The 17,154-nt window shown below is 63.9% G+C and carries 14 protein-coding genes; 6 read left to right on the top strand and 8 right to left on the bottom strand.

The window, feature by feature from the left end:
- Window positions 1-2,427 precede the first annotated feature (2,427 nt).
- The 8 genes from LQV16_RS08890 to rpmH form a co-directional block, all read right to left on the bottom strand.
- Window positions 2,428-3,687, bottom strand: a complete 1,260-nt coding sequence (locus LQV16_RS08890) for a ParB/RepB/Spo0J family partition protein (protein WP_229993524.1) — start codon at window positions 3,685-3,687, stop codon at window positions 2,428-2,430.
- A 68-nt stretch (window positions 3,688-3,755) separates the two neighbouring features.
- A complete protein-coding gene (locus LQV16_RS08885; protein WP_229993523.1) occupies window positions 3,756-4,823 on the bottom strand; it encodes a ParA family protein in 1,068 nt (355 codons plus the stop codon).
- A gap of 87 nt (window positions 4,824-4,910) precedes the next feature.
- Entirely contained in the window at window positions 4,911-5,561 is a 651-nt protein-coding gene (rsmG, locus tag LQV16_RS08880; protein ID WP_229993522.1) for a 16S rRNA (guanine(527)-N(7))-methyltransferase RsmG, read from the bottom strand.
- Window positions 5,562-5,577: 16 nt separating this feature from the next.
- Window positions 5,578-6,180, bottom strand: a complete 603-nt coding sequence (locus tag LQV16_RS08875) for a R3H domain-containing nucleic acid-binding protein (protein ID WP_229993521.1) — start codon at window positions 6,178-6,180, stop codon at window positions 5,578-5,580.
- On the bottom strand, window positions 6,180-7,160 hold the full coding sequence (gene yidC / locus LQV16_RS08870) for a membrane protein insertase YidC (protein ID WP_229993520.1): 981 nt from the start codon (window positions 7,158-7,160) through the stop codon (window positions 6,180-6,182). Before yidC ends, LQV16_RS08875 begins: the two co-directional genes overlap by 1 nt.
- 16 nt (window positions 7,161-7,176) lie before the next feature.
- The gene (yidD, locus tag LQV16_RS08865) at window positions 7,177-7,572 is read right to left on the bottom strand and encodes a membrane protein insertion efficiency factor YidD (RefSeq protein ID WP_229993519.1); all 396 of its coding nucleotides are present in this window, start codon (window positions 7,570-7,572) and stop codon (window positions 7,177-7,179) included.
- Window positions 7,565-7,975, bottom strand: a complete 411-nt coding sequence (gene rnpA / locus LQV16_RS08860) for a ribonuclease P protein component (protein ID WP_229993518.1) — start codon at window positions 7,973-7,975, stop codon at window positions 7,565-7,567. Before rnpA ends, yidD begins: the two co-directional genes overlap by 8 nt.
- A 41-nt stretch (window positions 7,976-8,016) precedes the next feature.
- Entirely contained in the window at window positions 8,017-8,154 is a 138-nt protein-coding gene (gene rpmH / locus LQV16_RS08855; RefSeq protein ID WP_003800212.1) for a 50S ribosomal protein L34, read from the bottom strand.
- Window positions 8,155-8,616: 462 nt separating this feature from the next.
- On the opposite strand from rpmH, the gene dnaA reads away from it, so the two are divergent.
- The 6 genes from dnaA to gyrB all read left to right on the top strand — a co-directional run bounded on the left by dnaA (window position 8,617) and on the right by gyrB (window position 17,112).
- Complete coding sequence (dnaA, locus tag LQV16_RS08850) at window positions 8,617-10,038, top strand: chromosomal replication initiator protein DnaA (protein ID WP_018775671.1); 1,422 nt, start codon at window positions 8,617-8,619, stop codon at window positions 10,036-10,038.
- 586 nt (window positions 10,039-10,624) lie between these two features.
- Window positions 10,625-11,749 (top strand): DNA polymerase III subunit beta, encoded by a 1,125-nt coding sequence (dnaN, locus tag LQV16_RS08845; RefSeq protein WP_090582070.1) that lies wholly within the window; start codon window positions 10,625-10,627, stop codon window positions 11,747-11,749.
- A gap of 104 nt (window positions 11,750-11,853) precedes the next feature.
- Window positions 11,854-12,738: a phosphogluconate dehydrogenase (NAD(+)-dependent, decarboxylating) gene (gene gnd / locus LQV16_RS08840; RefSeq protein ID WP_229993517.1), complete on the top strand. Its 885-nt coding sequence runs from the start codon at window positions 11,854-11,856 to the stop codon at window positions 12,736-12,738.
- A 45-nt stretch (window positions 12,739-12,783) separates the two neighbouring features.
- Window positions 12,784-14,040: a DNA replication/repair protein RecF gene (gene recF / locus LQV16_RS08835; RefSeq protein ID WP_229993516.1), complete on the top strand. Its 1,257-nt coding sequence runs from the start codon at window positions 12,784-12,786 to the stop codon at window positions 14,038-14,040.
- The gene (locus LQV16_RS08830) at window positions 14,037-14,597 is read left to right on the top strand and encodes a DciA family protein (RefSeq protein ID WP_229993515.1); all 561 of its coding nucleotides are present in this window, start codon (window positions 14,037-14,039) and stop codon (window positions 14,595-14,597) included. The genes recF and LQV16_RS08830 overlap by 4 nt, the downstream gene beginning before the upstream one ends.
- A gap of 466 nt (window positions 14,598-15,063) precedes the next feature.
- Window positions 15,064-17,112: a DNA topoisomerase (ATP-hydrolyzing) subunit B gene (gene gyrB, locus LQV16_RS08825; RefSeq protein WP_290369354.1), complete on the top strand. Its 2,049-nt coding sequence runs from the start codon at window positions 15,064-15,066 to the stop codon at window positions 17,110-17,112.
- Window positions 17,113-17,154: the final 42 nt, after the last annotated feature.

The raw sequence follows: 17,154 nt of genomic DNA, 5'->3' as shown, positions 1-17,154 counted from the left end.
TCCGCAGATTGAAGTTCCGATTCGTCTACCCTGACCACGGCTAACCGCTACGAACGCGCAAGCACAGGGGACTCGTCCATCTGAACGTGAAGACGCTGGGGCGCATCCCCGACCGTGGCAGCTGGCGGACTCATCACCTCGGGCGATCCCGCCCAGACCGACGCTGCTGCAGGCGAGACCGTCCAATATTCTGAATCGACAGGGCACTGACGCGTCCTCCGGATACGATTCGCCGGCATTCCGTATCGGGAGCCCCACGCACCGCGGCTCCTGGCAGCAGGGGCTCCCGAGGCCTGCCGGGAGTGAGGGTGGCTGGCGTCCCGTGACGGATCAATGTCGCTGCACTCTCGTATAGTCCGTAATGACAGGCTGACGGGCACGGCATACTCTGCGAACTCGGTGGGGGAGCCGGGTACCCGCGTGCCACGGTGCCGGAGTACGGCCCGGAGTACGACGCCCGGCTTGCGGCGTCCGGGGTGCCTGGGTACCGCCGCGCCACGGTGCCGGCGTACGGCGCCCGGGGTGCCGGCGTGCCGCGGTGCCGGAATACGGCGTCCCGGGGTGCCGCGGTGCCGGAATACGGCGCCCGGGGTGCCGGCGTGCCGAGGTGCCGAGGTGCCGAGGTGCCGGGGTGCCGGGGTGCCGCAGCAAGCTGACATGCGCGGCCCGAACGGTTACTGGAGGAGGGGATGGGATCACGGGCATGCTGTCGAATACGGTAAGGCCAGCGAGTAGGGACCCGGAGGGCTTGGAACTCCGTGATGCCAGGCAATTCTGTCCAGCATCCCAAGAGGAGTGCTCCGTCGCATCGCTGCGAGGTCGGGTACTCCTGCGGCGTCGGCGCCACATCAACTCCATATCGAGGCCCACGTTGCGGCCCACAGGCCGCCAAGGAGCCCAAGCCCAACAGGCCAATCCCGCCGCTCCGCCTTCACGAAACAGTGCCGCTCGGCCCTGGGTCCCGGGACCGTCGGCGGTGGACGGAGCGCGTCGAAAACATAGGCCACGCCACATCGCCGGGGAACCCATGCTCAGGGACTTTGTGGCAGCGACATTGCCTGATCAAAGCGTGACATTCGAATCTCCGCGGTTGCCTTCCAGAGGACGCCTCAACGACTAGACATCGGAATCAGAGGGTACAGGCACTCTTTCGAATTCCCGCGACAGCAGGAAGACCCCAACCCACGATAAACCGACCGATCGGAACTTCAGCGGCACGCCAGCCCGCTCTGCATTCATTCGACTATTGCCCCCCATGCAGCGCTGCAACGGGACCCGACACTGCTTTCAAGGCCGCCACAACAGGCTGCACGTCCACAGTTCGCGCAGCGAGGTACGTTGCCGCCGAACTCGAAAGTCGTCAGCTCTTACCGTGGGCTAACGGCGGACCCGGGAGCTGGCCATGCCTCGAAGGCTGTTCCTGCCTGCTGCTGGTGGCGAAGATGGAGCGATGTGATCGACTGCCCGCACCAACATCCGGGCCGGACGCGGAGGCCGGGAGTTTGAACAACCAGGGATGGACACCTTCCTTTGGGCGGCTCAACCTTCGATATTCAGCCCGCGGACATCTCGTGGATCATCTCCAGGAGGTCGACCCCCGGCCCAGGGCCACCCCCGATTCCCAGCTCTATTGCAGTCGCACGGCCCCGTTGAACTCGCACCGTCGGAATGCCGAGTCCCCGGCGATGTTGACCGCCGGGGCGACGGACGTCCGGTCTTCGAGCCGGTACTAACGCCCCATCCGCTCTGATCGGCTATCGTCCATCGTCCACTGCCTGGCCTACGGGATAGGCCTGAGGGCTCGGTGAGTGCTGTGGCATGGATTTGCTGGCCCTGTTTCACGTGAAACATTGATCCGCAGCTCCGGAACAGGTTCTCCTATGGGCACAGAAAGGGACGGTAATGGCGGCTTCGGAGAGACGTGGTCGCGGCGGCATGGACTCTGCAGGGTCATTAGGAACGCACGAGATCCGTTCAGCGACTCCAAGAGCCCCGCGGCATACCTCCCCGCTCACGCCCCGTACGGCGATGTGTTACCCATTTCGCGGACGCCGGCACAAGGTCTGGACCGTACACTGCGCATTCCGCGTGCACCTACGCTGAGAACCAACAGTATTCATCAGGCCAGTTCACTATTCCGGCGGTAGGGGCGAATGCCGCCTTACCCGCGGTGAAGCGCCCCAAAGACTCCGCCCCAAAGACTCCGCCACTAAACACGGTGACGTACCGCTCCCACGACCCGAGCCCTCAATCCGCGGCCGGCCCAGGCCCGGCCCCGGGCCCGGCCGAAGGATAGTGGAATCCCACCCGGCAGAAATCCCCGGCACGAGCAGCGCCGGCATTTGCAAAGGGCACCGGCATCGACAAAAAAGGAGGGTCTGTTTCACGTGAAACAGACCCTCCGGGAAACGCTCAGCGAGAGGCGACCTAGCTGGACGCTCCAGGCGTCAGGACGTCCATGATGCGGTTCAGGTCCTCGACGCTCGCGAACTCAATGCTGACGCGACCCTTACGGGCACCGAGCGAAATCTTGACGTTGGTATCAAGGCGGTCAGACAGCGACGACGCCAGGTAGTCCAGCCGTTCGTGGCGGGCTCCGGGGCGCGGGATGTTGTTCTTGGCCGGCGAGGCGGGGCTCTGGTACAAGGTGACGGCTTCTTCTGTCGCCCGGACCGACATGCCCTCCGACACAATTTTCTGCGCCAGTCGTTCCATGGCCGCGGCGTCCGGGAGTGCCAGCAACGCACGGGCGTGACCTGCCGAGATAACGTTTGCGGCAACCCGCCGCTGGACCAGCGGGGGAAGCTTCAGCAGCCGCAGGGTGTTGGACACCTGGGGCCTCGAACGGCCTATCCTGTCCGCCAGCTGCTCGTGGGTAGTTCCGAAGTCCTCGAGGAGCTGCTGGTAGGCCGCAGCCTCTTCAAGCGGATTCAGCTGGCTACGGTGCAGGTTCTCCAGCAGCGCATCGCGAAGGAGGTCGTCATCGGTGGTGTCACGGACAATCGCGGGGATAGTTTCCAGGCCCGCGGCCTGTACTGCACGCCACCGCCGTTCACCCATGACGAGCTCGTAGGGTTCGCCACCCTCTTCGGTTGAGGTACGGACCACAATTGGCTGGAGGACGCCGATTTCCCGTACGGAGTGCACCAGCTCCGCCATGTCGTCCTCATCGAAGACCGAGCGGGGCTGTTTGCGGTTGGGATGGATATCAGTGACCGGAATTTCGGCAAACCTGACACCGGGCACCTCTACAAGCTCAACCGATCGCTCATCGCCCTGCTCCGAGGTGGACTCGAAGGCCAACTGCTCGCCGGCGTCGGCCGCGGCCGGCTTGGCAGCAGCAGGCGAGGACTTCGGCAGAGCCGTCTTCCGGGCGGGAGTTTTCTTGGACCCAGAGCCGGCAGCGCCGGCAGCTGCGTCGACGTCGGCAGCTGCGCTGGCATCAGTGCCGGCAGCTGTGAGATCAACAGGATCCCCGGTCTTGGCGGGGGCGGACTCCGGCGCCTTGGCCTGGGCGGCGTTGACGTCCGGGACCGAGTCGGCGTCGGAAATCTTTTTTCGGGCTTCGGGAAAGAAGAGGTCCACGGGCCGGGATGGGGCAGCGCCGTTTCCGGAGGCGTTAGCCGCGGCGGAACTTGGAATGAGTGCGCCAAGTCCACGGCCGAGGCCGCGTCGCTTATCGCTCATGGATAAATCCCTCCAGTGGAAGAGCCGGGATTCACCTGGCTCTGGCTAGTGCAATTCTTGAAAAGATTCTAACGTTCCGCGATTTCCGCTGCGGCTTCCAGGTAGGACAGGGCGCCGCTGGAAGAGGGATCATACGTCATGACAGTTTGCTGGTAGCTCGGTGCTTCGGAAATACGCACCGACCTCGGCACCACGGCACCGAGCACCTGCTTCGGGAAGTGCTCCCGGACCTCGGCTGCCACTTGGGCAGCGAGATTGGTGCGGCCGTCATACATGGTCAGCAGAATTGTGGAGACAACCAGATCGGCGTTCAGGTGCTTCTGAATCATCTCGATGTTCTTCAGGAGCTGGCTGAGGCCTTCAAGGGCGTAGTACTCGCACTGGATCGGGATGAGGACTTCGCTGGCCGCACAGAAGGCATTGACTGTCAGCAGTCCGAGGCTGGGCGGGCAGTCAATGAAGATGTAGTCCAGCCGATCCTCGCCATTCTTGGCGCGCTCCTTGGAGTACACATCGATGGCGCGGCGCAGCCGCTGCTCGCGGGCCACCAGGCTGACGAGTTCAATCTCGGCGCCGGCAAGGTGGATGGTGGCGGGCGCACAGATCAGGTTATCGATGTCGGGGCACGGGGCCACAACGTCCTTCAGCGGGACATCGTTAATCAGGACATCGTAGATGCTGTCGACGTCGGCGTGGTGCTCGATTCCCAGGGCTGTGGAGGCGTTGCCCTGCGGATCGATGTCGATCACGAGCACTTTCAGGCCTGCCGCCGCCAGCGCGGCGGCGATATTGACGGTCGTCGTCGTTTTGCCGACGCCGCCCTTCTGGTTGGAAACGGTGAAGACCCGGGTTTTTTCCGGTTTGGGCAGTTGCCGGCCGAGCAGCCGTTCGCGGCGCTTGTTCTCATGCGCGAGTTCCCGGGCGATGGGGCTGGAATCGTCGATGGAGTCCAGCACGTTCCCGGTGTGCGGAAGAGAGGTTTCACGTGAAACACCGGCCATCCCGACAGCCTTGGCAACCGAAGCCGTGTGATTTCCGGAGTAGTCAAAAGCTACTGCAGGAGCCGTAAACGCCCGTGCGGACCCCAGGGACACAAACGGCGGGATCCGCTGTGTGGAAGCTTCGCTACTGCTCACTATGACACGCTCACTCTCATTCGGCTTTTACTGCCGGTTACTAGCCTAACCTCTTCCCCTCAGACTCCCCGGGCACCGGGGCCGGTGCTAGGTAATCTTTTGAGGCTTGTTCACTACGATTCGCACAACAGTGGTGGGTTCCTCGAGCAGGTCCTCGCCCACCACCACCACGGACGTCTTAGTGCCGCCCAGCTTGCGAATAATCTTGGCCGCCTTTTCGATTTCTTCGCCGGCGCTGCGTCCCTTAATGGCAACGACTTCGCCCTTGCCGGCCAGGAGCGGAATGGTCAGTCCGGCGAGATTGGACAACGCGGATACCGCGCGGGCCGTAACGACGTCGGCGTTCACGAGTCCCACTGCGAGTTCCGCGCGGGTGCGCATGATCGTGACGTTCTCGAGGCCAAGGTCATCCACCACCTCCTGGAGCCAGATGACGCGGCGCTCCAACGGTTCGATCAGCGTCAGCTCCAGGTCCGGCCGGGCGATGGCCAGGCACAGGCCGGGTAGGCCGGCGCCGCTGCCGACGTCGGCGACATGGCTTCCGTGGGCAATCTGGCTCTCGATGACGGCGCAGTTGAGCACGTGCCGGCTCCACAGCCGGGGCACTTCCCGGGGCCCGATCAGGCCCCGTTCGGTCCCGGACGTCGCCAGGTGCTCGACGTAGCGCGTCGCCAGTTCCAGGCGGTCACCGAAGATGGACTCTGCTGCCTTGAGTTCATGGGCGGTAATTTCAACCATCAAGCTAGTCAACGGTTCAGTCTGCGGAGACAACGATGTGCCGGTCGGCGCCTTCGCCTTCGGACTCGCTGACGAGCCCCAAATCGGCGACGGCGTCGTGCACGATCTTGCGCTCGTAGGCGCTCATCGGAGCCAGGGCAACGGCCTCGCCGGAATCCTTGACCGCGGCGACGGCGTCTTCAGCGATCTTCTGCAGGTCGCCGGCACGCTCCGCACGGTACCCGTTGATATCCAGGACCAGGCGGGACCGGTTCTCCGTCGCGGAGAGCACGGCGAGCCGCGTCAGTTCCTGGAGCGCCTCAAGGACTTCGCCGTCACGGCCCACAAGGCTTTCCAGCCCGGCCGATTCTTCTTCGGCGACGATCGAGATATACGTGCGACCGTTGCGGACCTCGATGTCGATGTCGCCATCGATGTCCGCGATGTCCAGCAGCTCCTCAAGGTAGTCCGCAGCGACGTCGCCTTCTTCTTCGAGGCGGCTTGCGGAAACACTCTTGCCGGTGCCGGCCTGTGCTCCCTGGGCGTCGTCCTGCGACGAGTCCTGGGCCGCATCCTGGGCGTCGTCCCGGTCCTCGTCAAACTCGGCGGAAATAGCGTGTTCGGTGCTCTCGGCAGACATTACTTCCTCTTCCTGTTCTTACGTTGCGGCTGGACGCGCTGGGTCTTGGCTTCCACGGCGGCCGCGGCGGAGGCCTCGGCTGCCTCGGCGTCGACCTTCTTGCCGCCCAGGAGGGGCAGTGCGGGCAGGCCCTTGGCTGCCCGGCGCTCGGCGAGAGCCTTGGCGGCGGGGGAACCCGGCGTAGGCATCCGGCGGATCACGAAGAACTGCTGCCCCATGGTCCAAAGGTTCGTGGTGGTCCAGTAGATCAGGACGCCGATGGGGAAGTTGATGCCACCCACACCGAAGACGACCGGCAGGATGTAGAGCATCATTTTCTGCTGGCGCATGAACGGGCTCGCCAGGGCCTCTTCGGACATGTTCTTGGCCATGATCTGCTTCTGCGTGATGAACTGCGAGGCCGTCATGGCCAGGATCATCACGATGGAGAGGACCCACACCGCAACGACGTTGCCGCCCTCGGGGGTGCCGTGGAGCAGCGTCGCGGAGAGCGGGGCACCGAAAATGGTCGACTGATCGAACTGCACGACCTGTTCGTGGCTCATCGCCCCGATGCTCTTCCCGCTGGTGGCCGCGGCCGTAATGCCGGAGAGGACCTGGAAGAGGGCAAAGAAGAAGGGCATCTGGATCAGCATGGGCAAGCAGGCAGAGAACGGGTTGGTGCCGTGCTTCTTGTACAGGGCCATCTGTTCCTGCGCCATGGCCTGGCGGGACAGCTGGTCGGTCTTGCCCTTGTACTTGTCCTGCAGCTTCTTCAGATCCGGCTGCAGCAGCTGCATGCCTCGCTGGGCCTTGATCTGCTTGACGAACACGGGAATCAGGGCGGCACGGATCACCAGCACCAGCCCGATGATGGACAGGGTCCACGTCCAGCCACTGGCAGCGGGCATGCCGATGGCGCTCAGGCCATCGTGGAAGACCACCATGATGGCTGAGACCAGCCACTTGAACGGAAACATGATTGTTTCAAAGAAGTCCATACGATATCCCTATTCGTTAGGCCGCAGAGCGGCCTTCTCCATCAGTCTGAGCAGCCAGGTACTTGTCCGGATTGTTCAGCACAACAATTGTGGGGGTGCGGTCTGCGGGCCACTCGCATTTGCCGGCGGGGACATGGTCCACGCCACCGGCGTTCCAGGGATGGCAGCGCGACAGGCGCCTCGCCGCCAGCCAGCTTCCTTTCACCGCGCCGTGGACCGTAATCGCCTCAAGGGCATAGGCCGAGCAGCTGGGAAAGAAGCGGCAAACCTGGCCGTACAGCGGTGAGATCACCTTGCGGTACGCCTGAAGCAACAGAATGAGGACATTGCGGGGCAAGTTCCAGACTGCCCGGCCCAACCATGCTGCTGCGGATTTTGCAGGAGGGACGACGGCGGCAGTTGAGTTACGCACGCGGGGTCCCTTCCTGTGTCGTCTTGTAAGAACCTGGTGAAGCAGCCTCTGGAAGGCGATCGCCCAGCCGTTTCATGGTCGTCTCCAAAGCGGCGTCATAGTCGGCGAGCAGCTGGTCCCAGCTGGCCCCCGCCGCAGCGGGCAGTGCCCGGACCACGATGGCGAACCCGCTGCCGTATTTCTGCAACGACAATGCACCGGCTTCTCTCAGTCTCCTCTTAACGAGGTTCCTGACAACAGCGTTCCCGACACTCTTGGAAACGATGAATCCGATCCGGCTTGGTTCATCGGCAGCGAGAGCTGCCGTATATAACACTACGTTCCGGCGTCCATTGCGGACACCGGAACGTACAGTTGTTGAAAAATCGGTTGATGTCCGCAGACGGTTCCTGGTGGCTAGCACCGTTCAACTCGCACAGGGATGTAGACCGACGAGTCAGTTATTTAGGCCGACAGTTCGGTGCGGCCCTTGCCACGACGGGCTGCCAGGATGGCACGGCCGGCACGGGTACGCATACGAAGGCGGAAGCCGTGCTTCTTGGCTCGACGGCGGTTATTCGGCTGAAAAGTCCGCTTGCTCACGTTAGTTACTCCAGTGGATCAAAGGTGCGCCCACCCGATCAAGGGGAAGAACTGGCCGACGCTAAGTTTTGGATGTGCCGCTTCCCTCGTAACTCGCACGACGCGGGGCGTCGGGAAAGATTCAGATGAGGCGAAAAGCGTACACATGGGACTTCACAACGTTAGGGCTTGCCGACCTCCCGAGTCAAACCGGGGGTTGCTTCTCAACCTTTCCCCAGCTGTGGCTAACCCGTCCGTCAGCCTGTGGATGAGCCCGGTCACAGGCCCCTTTTGAGAACCACAACGGTGTAATTATCCACAGGACTGAACCCAGCTATCTTCTAGCGTTTTGATCCCCTACAGTGTCTCAGTAACCCCTTGTCCACGGACTGTGCATAACCCTGTGGATTGAGCCGGCCGGTGGACAGCTCCGGACCGCGTGGATGCACGTAATGCAGGCCAGCAAGTTTGAGGAACTGATTGATGACAGTAGACGAAGCCAACCAAGCCAACACTGTCGGAAGTTCCTGGCGGCGGGTTGTGAGCCTCCTGGAGAACGACCACCGTGTCTCTCCCCGGCAGCGCGGCTTCGTCATCCTGGCCCAGGCCCAGGGCCTGATCGGTTCCACCCTTCTGGTGGCCGTCCCCAACGAGCTCACCCGCGAAGTGCTGCAGACCCAGGTCAAGGAAGCCCTCGACGACGCCCTCCGCAGCGTGTTTTCCGACGAAATCCGCTGCGCGATCGACGTCGACACTGACCTGGTGCCCCTGCACACAGAGCCCGAACCCGCCGTCGAACTTTCCCTGGCCGCTGACCCGACCGTGGAGTTAAAGCCGCAGCCGATGCTGCCGAGCACCTCGCACGAATTCGGCCGCCTCAACCCGAAGTACGTCTTCGACACGTTCGTGATCGGTTCCTCCAACCGGTTCGCCCACGCAGCCGCCGTGGCTGTGGCGGAGGCGCCGGCGAAGGCCTACAACCCGCTGTTCATCTACGGCGACTCCGGCCTCGGCAAAACCCACCTGCTTCACGCGATCGGCCACTATGCGCGCCGGCTCTACAGCGGGATCCGGGTCCGCTACGTCAATTCCGAGGAATTCACCAACGACTTCATCAACTCCATCCGCGACGACGAAGGCACCAGCTTCAAGACCACGTACCGCAACGTGGACGTGCTGCTGATCGACGACATCCAGTTCCTGGCCGGCAAGGACAGGACGCTGGAGGAGTTCTTCCACACGTTCAACGCCCTGCACAACAACAACAAGCAGGTGGTCATCACCTCGGACCAGCCGCCGAAGCTGCTCGCCGGCTTCGAGGACCGCATGAAGTCGCGCTTCGAGTGGGGCCTGCTGACCGACATCCAGCCGCCCGAACTGGAGACCCGCATCGCGATCCTCCGGAAGAAGGCGCTCAGCGAAGGCCTCTCCGCCCCGGATGATGCCCTCGAATACATCGCCTCGAAGATTTCCAGCAACATCCGCGAGCTTGAGGGTGCCCTCATCCGCGTCACGGCCTTCGCCAGCCTGAACCGGCAGCCGGTGGATGTGGCCCTGGCCGAAATGGTGCTCAAGGACCTCATCACCGACGACGGTGCCCAGGAAATCACCTCGGCCCAGATCCTCACGCAGACGGCCGACTACTTCAAGCTCAGCATGGAGGAACTCTGCAGCAAGTCGCGCACCCGCACGCTGGTGACCGCACGGCAGATTGCCATGTACCTGTGCCGGGAGCTCACGGACATGTCCCTGCCCAAGATCGGGCAGGAGTTGGGCGGCCGCGACCACACCACCGTGATCCACGCCGACCGCAAAATCCGCGAACTCATGGCTGAGCGCCGGGTCATCTACAACCAGGTGACCGAGCTGACCAACCGGATCAAGCAGCAGCAGCGTAATTCCTGAGCCCTCGGCCGGCGCACTCTTACCTTATTAACAGGGCCCTGTGGACAACCCTGTGGATACTTAAGGGGACAACCGCGGTTAATGGGCTTAAAACCCTTAAGGCTCCTGTGGATCGGCGAATCGGCCAAAAAACTTGTCCCCATCCACACCCTGTTTAAAACCTGCTCCGCCCACAGTCCATGAACAGGGCTTAACCGCGGATTCGCACGGCAGGATCGAGTTATCCACAGTTTCCACAGCAGTTATTAACACTGCTAATCCCAAGAAAATGAATTTCCCTCAAACAACAATCTCCTTCCGCCCCCCGAGCAGTGCCCAGGCCCGTTCCGGACCGGCACAGGAGACCGGCCCCGCGAACAACACTCTTGTAACCCGGGGATGGGAGAAACGCTCACCTTGGGGCTAAGCTGTCAGCAGTGCGTCCGTCCCGGACATCTTTTGTGGTTCCCTACCGGGCCATGAGGCCCGGGGAGGGCGGACGATTCCCTTGTTGACGGAGTTCGGCATCCCTGCCGAGGTCCGCGGCAGCCTGAGCAGTCGTAGCGAATTCAGCACCAACAGCAGCAATGAAAGGCGGCACCCTTCCGTGAAGTTCAGAGTCGAACGGGACGTCCTGGCAGAAGCCGTGACATGGACCGCCCGGTCGTTGTCTCCGCGGCCGCCCGTTCCCGTACTTTCAGGCCTGCTCCTGAAGGCTGAAGCCGGTACCGTCAGCCTCTCGAGCTTCGATTACGAGACCTCCGCGAGGCTCGAAATCCCTGCTGACATCAGCACCGAAGGCACCATCCTGGTATCGGGCCGCCTGCTCGCGGACATCTGCCGCAGCCTGCCGTCCGCCCCCGTCGAGGTCGAAACCGACGGCAACAAGGTGACTCTCACATGTCGCCGAAGCAGCTTCCACCTGGCCACGATGCCCGAGGCCGAATACCCGCCGCTGCCGGCCCTCCCCACGATCAGCGGCACCGTTCCCGGCGATTCGTTCGCCCAGGCGGTGTCCCAGGTGATCATCGCGGCCAGCAAGGACGACACCCTGCCGATCCTGACCGGCGTTCGGATGGAAATCGAGGACGATCTCATCACCCTCCTTGCCACCGACCGTTACCGCCTGGCCATGCGGGAAGTTCCGTGGAAGCCTGCGACTCCCGGCATCTCCACGAGCGCCCTGGTCAAGGCCAAGACCCTCAACGAAGTGGCAAAAACGCTGGGCAGCAGCGGCGACATCAACATCGCCCTCGCCGACGACGACAGCCGGCTGATCGGTTTCGAAAGCGGCGGCAGGACCACCACTTCGCTGCTGGTGGACGGCGACTACCCCAAAATCCGCTCGTTGTTCCCGGACTCCACACCCATCCACGCCACCGTGCAGACCCAGGAACTGGTCGAAGCCGTGCGCCGCGTCTCGCTCGTGGCCGAACGCAACACCCCGGTCCGGCTCGCCTTCACCCAGGGCCAGCTGCACCTGGACGCCGGCACCGGCGAGGACGCCCAGGCCTCCGAAGAGCTCGAAGCCCAGTTGTCCGGCGAGGACATCACCGTGGCCTTCAACCCGCACTACCTGATCGAGGGCCTGAGCGTCATCGAAACCAAGTTCGTGCGGTTCTCCTTCACCACCGCACCCAAGCCGGCCATGATCACAGCCCAGCAGGACGCCGAGGGCGAGGACCAGGGTGACTACCGCTACCTCGTCATGCCCGTGAGGCTGCCCAACTAGCTGACAGATGTGCGCCGTTTTGACCCCACAAAACGGCCACAACTGCCAGTGACCTGGGTGACGGTCCCCAACGAAGCACCCCAGCGCAGAAAAGAGTTCATCCCGTGCACATCGGACTAATCGGCCTTGGAAAAATGGGCTTCAACATGCGCGAACGTCTGCGCAACGGCGGGATCGAGGTCACCGGTTTTGACCGCAACCCCGACGTTGCCGACGTCGCCACCTTGGACGAACTCATCGCCGCCGTCCCGGCGCCGCGCCTCATCTGGGTCATGGTCCCCTCGGGCGAGATCACCGACGCCGTGATCACCGAACTGGGCACCAAGCTCGACGCCGGTGACCTCGTGATCGACGGCGGCAACTCCCGGTTCACGGAAGACCAGAAGCACGGTGCAACGCTGGCCGAAAAGGGAATCCGCTTTGCGGACTGCGGCGTGTCCGGCGGGGTCTGGGGCCTCCAGAACGGCTACGGCCTCATGGCGGGCGGCGATGCCGCCGATATCGAACGGGCCCTTCCCGTCTTTGACGCGCTCCGTCCCGCAGGCGAGCGGGCCGACAGCTTTGTGCACGTCGGCGGTGTTGGTGCCGGCCACTACGCCAAGATGGTCCACAACGGGATCGAATACGGCCTGATGCAGGCCTACGCCGAGGGGTACGAACTCCTGGCCGCCAAGGAGATCGTCGCCGATCTCCCCGGGACTTTCCGGGCCTGGCAAAAAGGGACGGTTGTGCGCTCCTGGCTCCTGGACCTCATGGTCAAGGCCCTTGACGAGGACCCCGGACTGGAATCGATCTCCGACTACGTCGAGGATTCGGGCGAGGGCCGCTGGACCGTCGAGGAGGCAATTGCCAACGCTGTGCCGGCACCGGCGATCACGGCTGCGCTGTTCGCCAGGTTCTCCTCCCGCGAGGACAACTCGCCGGCCATGAAGATGGTGTCCGCCCTGCGCCACCAGTTCGGCGGCCACGCGACCCGGCCGGCCAAGTAATCCTGCCCAGCCAAGCAACCCAGCCTGTGAAGTCCTGAATCCCGCGTGTACCTAGAAAAACTCTCACTCACAGATTTCCGCAGCTACGCCCAGGTCGATCTAAGCCTTGAGCCGGGGGTCACCGTCCTGGTGGGCTCCAACGGCATCGGCAAGACCAACCTGATGGAAGCGATCGGGTATCTGGCCACGCTCAACTCGCACCGGGTCAGCACGGACGCACCGCTGCTGCGCTTTGGTGCCGAACGGGCGATGATCCGGGCCAAGCTGGTCCGCGGTGAGCAGTCGACCGTACTGGAACTGGAAATCAACGCCGCGCGGGCCAACCGCGGACGGATCAACCGGAGCAATCCGGTCCGGGCCAGGGACCTGCTTGGCATCTGCCAGACCGTGCTCTTCGCTCCGGAAGACCTGGCGCTGGTCAAGGGCGATCCCTCCAGCCGCCGCCGGTTCCTGGACGAGCTTCTGGTCAGCCTCATGCCGCGCCACGCCGCGACCAGGAGTGACTACGACCGGGTCCTGAAGCAGCGCAACGCACTGCTCAAGTCAGCCCGGGCCGGAAAGTTCAGCTCCGGGCATGAGGCAACGCTGGATGTCTGGGACCAGCACATGGCCCGGGCCGGGGCCGAACTGCTGCATGCGCGCCTCGAGCTGGTGGACCGCCTGCAACCGCACCTGAAAAACGCCTATGCGCAACTGACCGACGGCTCCAAGGAGGCCGCCGCGGTTTACCGTTCCACGCTGCAGGACAGCCTGGATGACGACGGCGCTGGGGCCAGTTCTGGGACCAGACCTGCGGGCGGCGCCACCGCCGCGGAAACCGAAACGGATGCGGCCGGCGCCGATGCCACCTCCCTCCTGGCGGAGGATCTGCGCCTGCTCTCCGTCGAGCAGCTCACCGACCGCTACATCCAGGCCTTTGCCGCATCCCGCCGCAAGGAACTGGAACGGGGCATCTCGCTGGTCGGACCGCACCGGGATGAGCTTGAGCTCGTGCTTGGATCGGCTCCGGCCAAGGGCTACGCCTCACACGGCGAAACCTGGTCCATGTGCCTGTCCCTGCGCCTGGCCTCCTACTACGTCATGCTCGACGATGCCCGCACCGGCGGGTCGCCCCCGATCCTGATCCTTGACGACGTTTTTGCCGAACTCGACGTCCAGCGGCGGCGTAAACTGGCGGCAATAGTATCCGGCGCCGAACAGGTGCTGGTCACTGCCGCCGTCGAGGACGATATCCCGGCGGAACTGACCGGACGGCGGGTGAAGGTCATCCCGGGAGGAATCGATGAGCAGGAAAATCGATGAATAAGGATACCGACGGCGGCCTGCAACCGGGCCGGGATCCCGACGACATCGATGCCGCGCAGGCGGCACTGAACAGGATGCGCGACGCCGCCGCGGCCCGGGGCGAAATCCGCCGGGCGCTCCCGCGCTCCGGTGCCGGGGCCCAGAAACCTGCCCGCGCCGCGCGGGGAACCCGCGGGTTCTCCCAGTTCCATGGCACCGGCCGGGATCCGCTGGGCCTGGGAAAGGTTGTGGGACGCCTCGTTGCCGAACGCGGCTGGAGCTCGCCGGTGGCCGTCGGCTCTGTCATGGCACAGTGGGCCGTGCTGGTGGGCCCGGAGATTTCGGCGCACTGCACCCCCGAGAGTTTTACCGACACCACCTTGCATGTGCGCACCGATTCCACGGCGTGGGCGACCCAGCTGCGGCTGCTGAGCAACAGCCTGCTGGAAAAATTCCGCACCGAGCTTGGCGACGGCGTCGTCACCAGCATCCAGGTGCTTGGACCCGCCGCCCCGAGCTGGCGCAAGGGCCTCCGGACGGTCAATGGCCGCGGACCCCGCGACACATATGGATAGCCCCGGGACCCCACGCGCCTCCGGATGTGAAGCACTTCTTGCAAAAACCCTTGAAAAATCCGCAAGCGGCGTGTAGGGCGCTCGAACGACCCGGAGTCGTATAGGCACCCTAGGGCCGGACCCCGAAAGCCTTGCAGGGGGAGCCAGCGGCCTCTCAGCGGCACTTTCCCGACCGTTTGGCGCCCTGGAATGCGGGTTTGGCTCCTATAACACGATAGAATCGGTGGAGATAACTGGGCGCCGGTGAAGCGTTGACTGAGTCCGTTTCCGACGCAATTTCAGCGTGCGGCGGACGGGATCCCAAGTCAGCGGAACACCCGGCGTCGTCAGTGACGTGCCTGTTGGCAGGAGCCTTTTCCACGGAAGAGGCAACGGCCGGCCTTCAACGAACATAGAGGAGTCGAAAGCGCCTGTGGCTAACGACAATGCAGAGATCCCGGCAGTGGAAGACGTAGCGGAAGCGGTAGTGCAAGTGGCGGCGGCAGCGGCGTCGTCGTCGGGAACCGCGACATCGCGCGAATACGGCGCCAGCGACATCACCGTACTTGAAGGCCTGGAAGCTGTCCGGAAACGTCCCGGCATGTACATCGGCTCCACCGGACCCCGCGGTTTGCACCACCTGGTCTACGAGGTGGTGGATAACTCGGTGGACGAGGCTCTGGCCGGCTACTGCACGCACATCGAAATCGTGCTGCAGGCCGACGGCGGGGTCAGGGTGGTCGACAACGGCCGCGGCATCCCCGTGGACATGCACCCCACCGAGCACAAGCCCACCGTGGAAGTCGTCATGACGATCCTGCACGCCGGCGGCAAGTTCGGCGGCGGCGGTTACGCCGTTTCCGGCGGCCTCCACGGCGTCGGCATTTCGGTGGTTAACGCGCTCTCCAGCCGCGTCGACACCGAGGTCCGCCGCCAGGGACACGTCTGGCGGATGTCCTTCGCCGACGGCGGCAAGCCGCAGGGCGGCCTGGTCCAGGGCGAGGAGGCCGCCGAGACCGGCACCACGCAGACGTTCTACCCCGATGCCACCATCTTCGAGAGCACCTACTTCGACTTCGAAACACTGCGTGCCCGCTTCCAGCAGATGGCCTTCCTCAACAAGGGACTGCGCATCACGCTGACCGACGAGCGCCGCGCTCCGGAGGAACCGTCCGAGGACGACGACCTGGACCTGGACACCGTCCCCACCGAAGGCGAAGTTCCGGCGGAATTCCACACCGTGGTCTACCAGTACGACGACGGCCTGCTGGACTACGTCAAGCACCTGAACTCCGGCAAGAAGGTTGATGTGGTCCACGAGGACGTCATCGCCTTCGAGACCGAGGACACGGAACGGCACATCGCCCTGGAAATGGCGATGCAGTGGACCAACGCGTACTCCGAGAGCGTCCACACCTACGCCAACACGATCAACACGCACGAGGGTGGCACCCACGAAGAGGGCTTCCGCGCCGCGATGACCTCGCTCATCAACCGCTATGCGCGGGAGAAGAACATCATCAAGGAAAAGGAAGACAACCTCACCGGGGACGACATCCGCGAGGGCCTGACGGCAGTCATTTCCGTGAAGCTCGCCGAGCCGCAGTTCGAGGGCCAGACCAAAACCAAGCTCGGCAACTCCGAGGTCAAGGGCTTCGTCCAGCGCGTGGTCACCGACGGGCTGGGCGACTGGCTCGAGCGCAACCCCGGCCCCGCCCGGGACGTGATCCGCAAGGCCATCTCGGCAGCCCAGGCGCGTATGGCCGCGCGGAAGGCCCGGGACAACGCCCGCCGCAAGAGCCCGCTGGAATCCTTCGGCATGCCCGGTAAGCTGTCCGACTGCTCCTCGAAGAACCCGGAGAGGTGCGAGGTCTACATCGTGGAGGGTGACTCGGCCGGCGGTTCTGCCAAGCGCGGACGCAACCCGGAGACCCAGGCCATCCTGCCGCTGCGCGGCAAGATCCTGAACGTCGAACGGGCCCGGCTGGACAAGGCGCTCGGCAACGCCGAGGTCCAGTCCATGATCACGGCCTTCGGCACCGGTATTGGCGAGGACTTCGACATCGCCAAGCTGCGATACCACAAGATCGTGCTCATGGCCGATGCCGACGTCGACGGCCAGCACATCACGACGCTGCTGATGACGCTGCTGTTCCGCTACATGCGCCCGCTGATCGAAAACGGCTACGTCTACCTCGCGCAGCCGCCGCTGTACCGGATCAAGTGGTCCAATGCGCCGCACGATTACGTCTACAGCGACCGTGAACGCGACGCCAAGCTGCTCTCGGGCCAGGCCGCGGGCCGCCGCATTCCCAAGGACAACGGCATCCAGCGCTACAAGGGCCTCGGCGAGATGGACTACACGGAACTGTGGGACACCACCATGGACCCGGACCACCGGACCCTGCTGCAGGTGACGATGGATGATGCCCTGGCGGCGGACCAGACCTTCTCCACGCTCATGGGCGAGGACGTTGAATCCCGCCGAAACTTCATTCAGCAGAACGCCAAGGACGTTCGGTTCCTGGACATCTAGAGGCTTCCTGGCCCCTAATATTCCAGAACTGATATATACCTG

The sequence above is a fragment of the Arthrobacter sp. Bi26 genome (genome assembly GCF_918697925.1).
Taxonomy (GTDB): domain Bacteria; phylum Actinomycetota; class Actinomycetes; order Actinomycetales; family Micrococcaceae; genus Arthrobacter.
The sequence above is the reverse complement of the archived record's forward strand: the minus strand, read 5'-3'. Positions and strand labels throughout refer to the sequence as shown.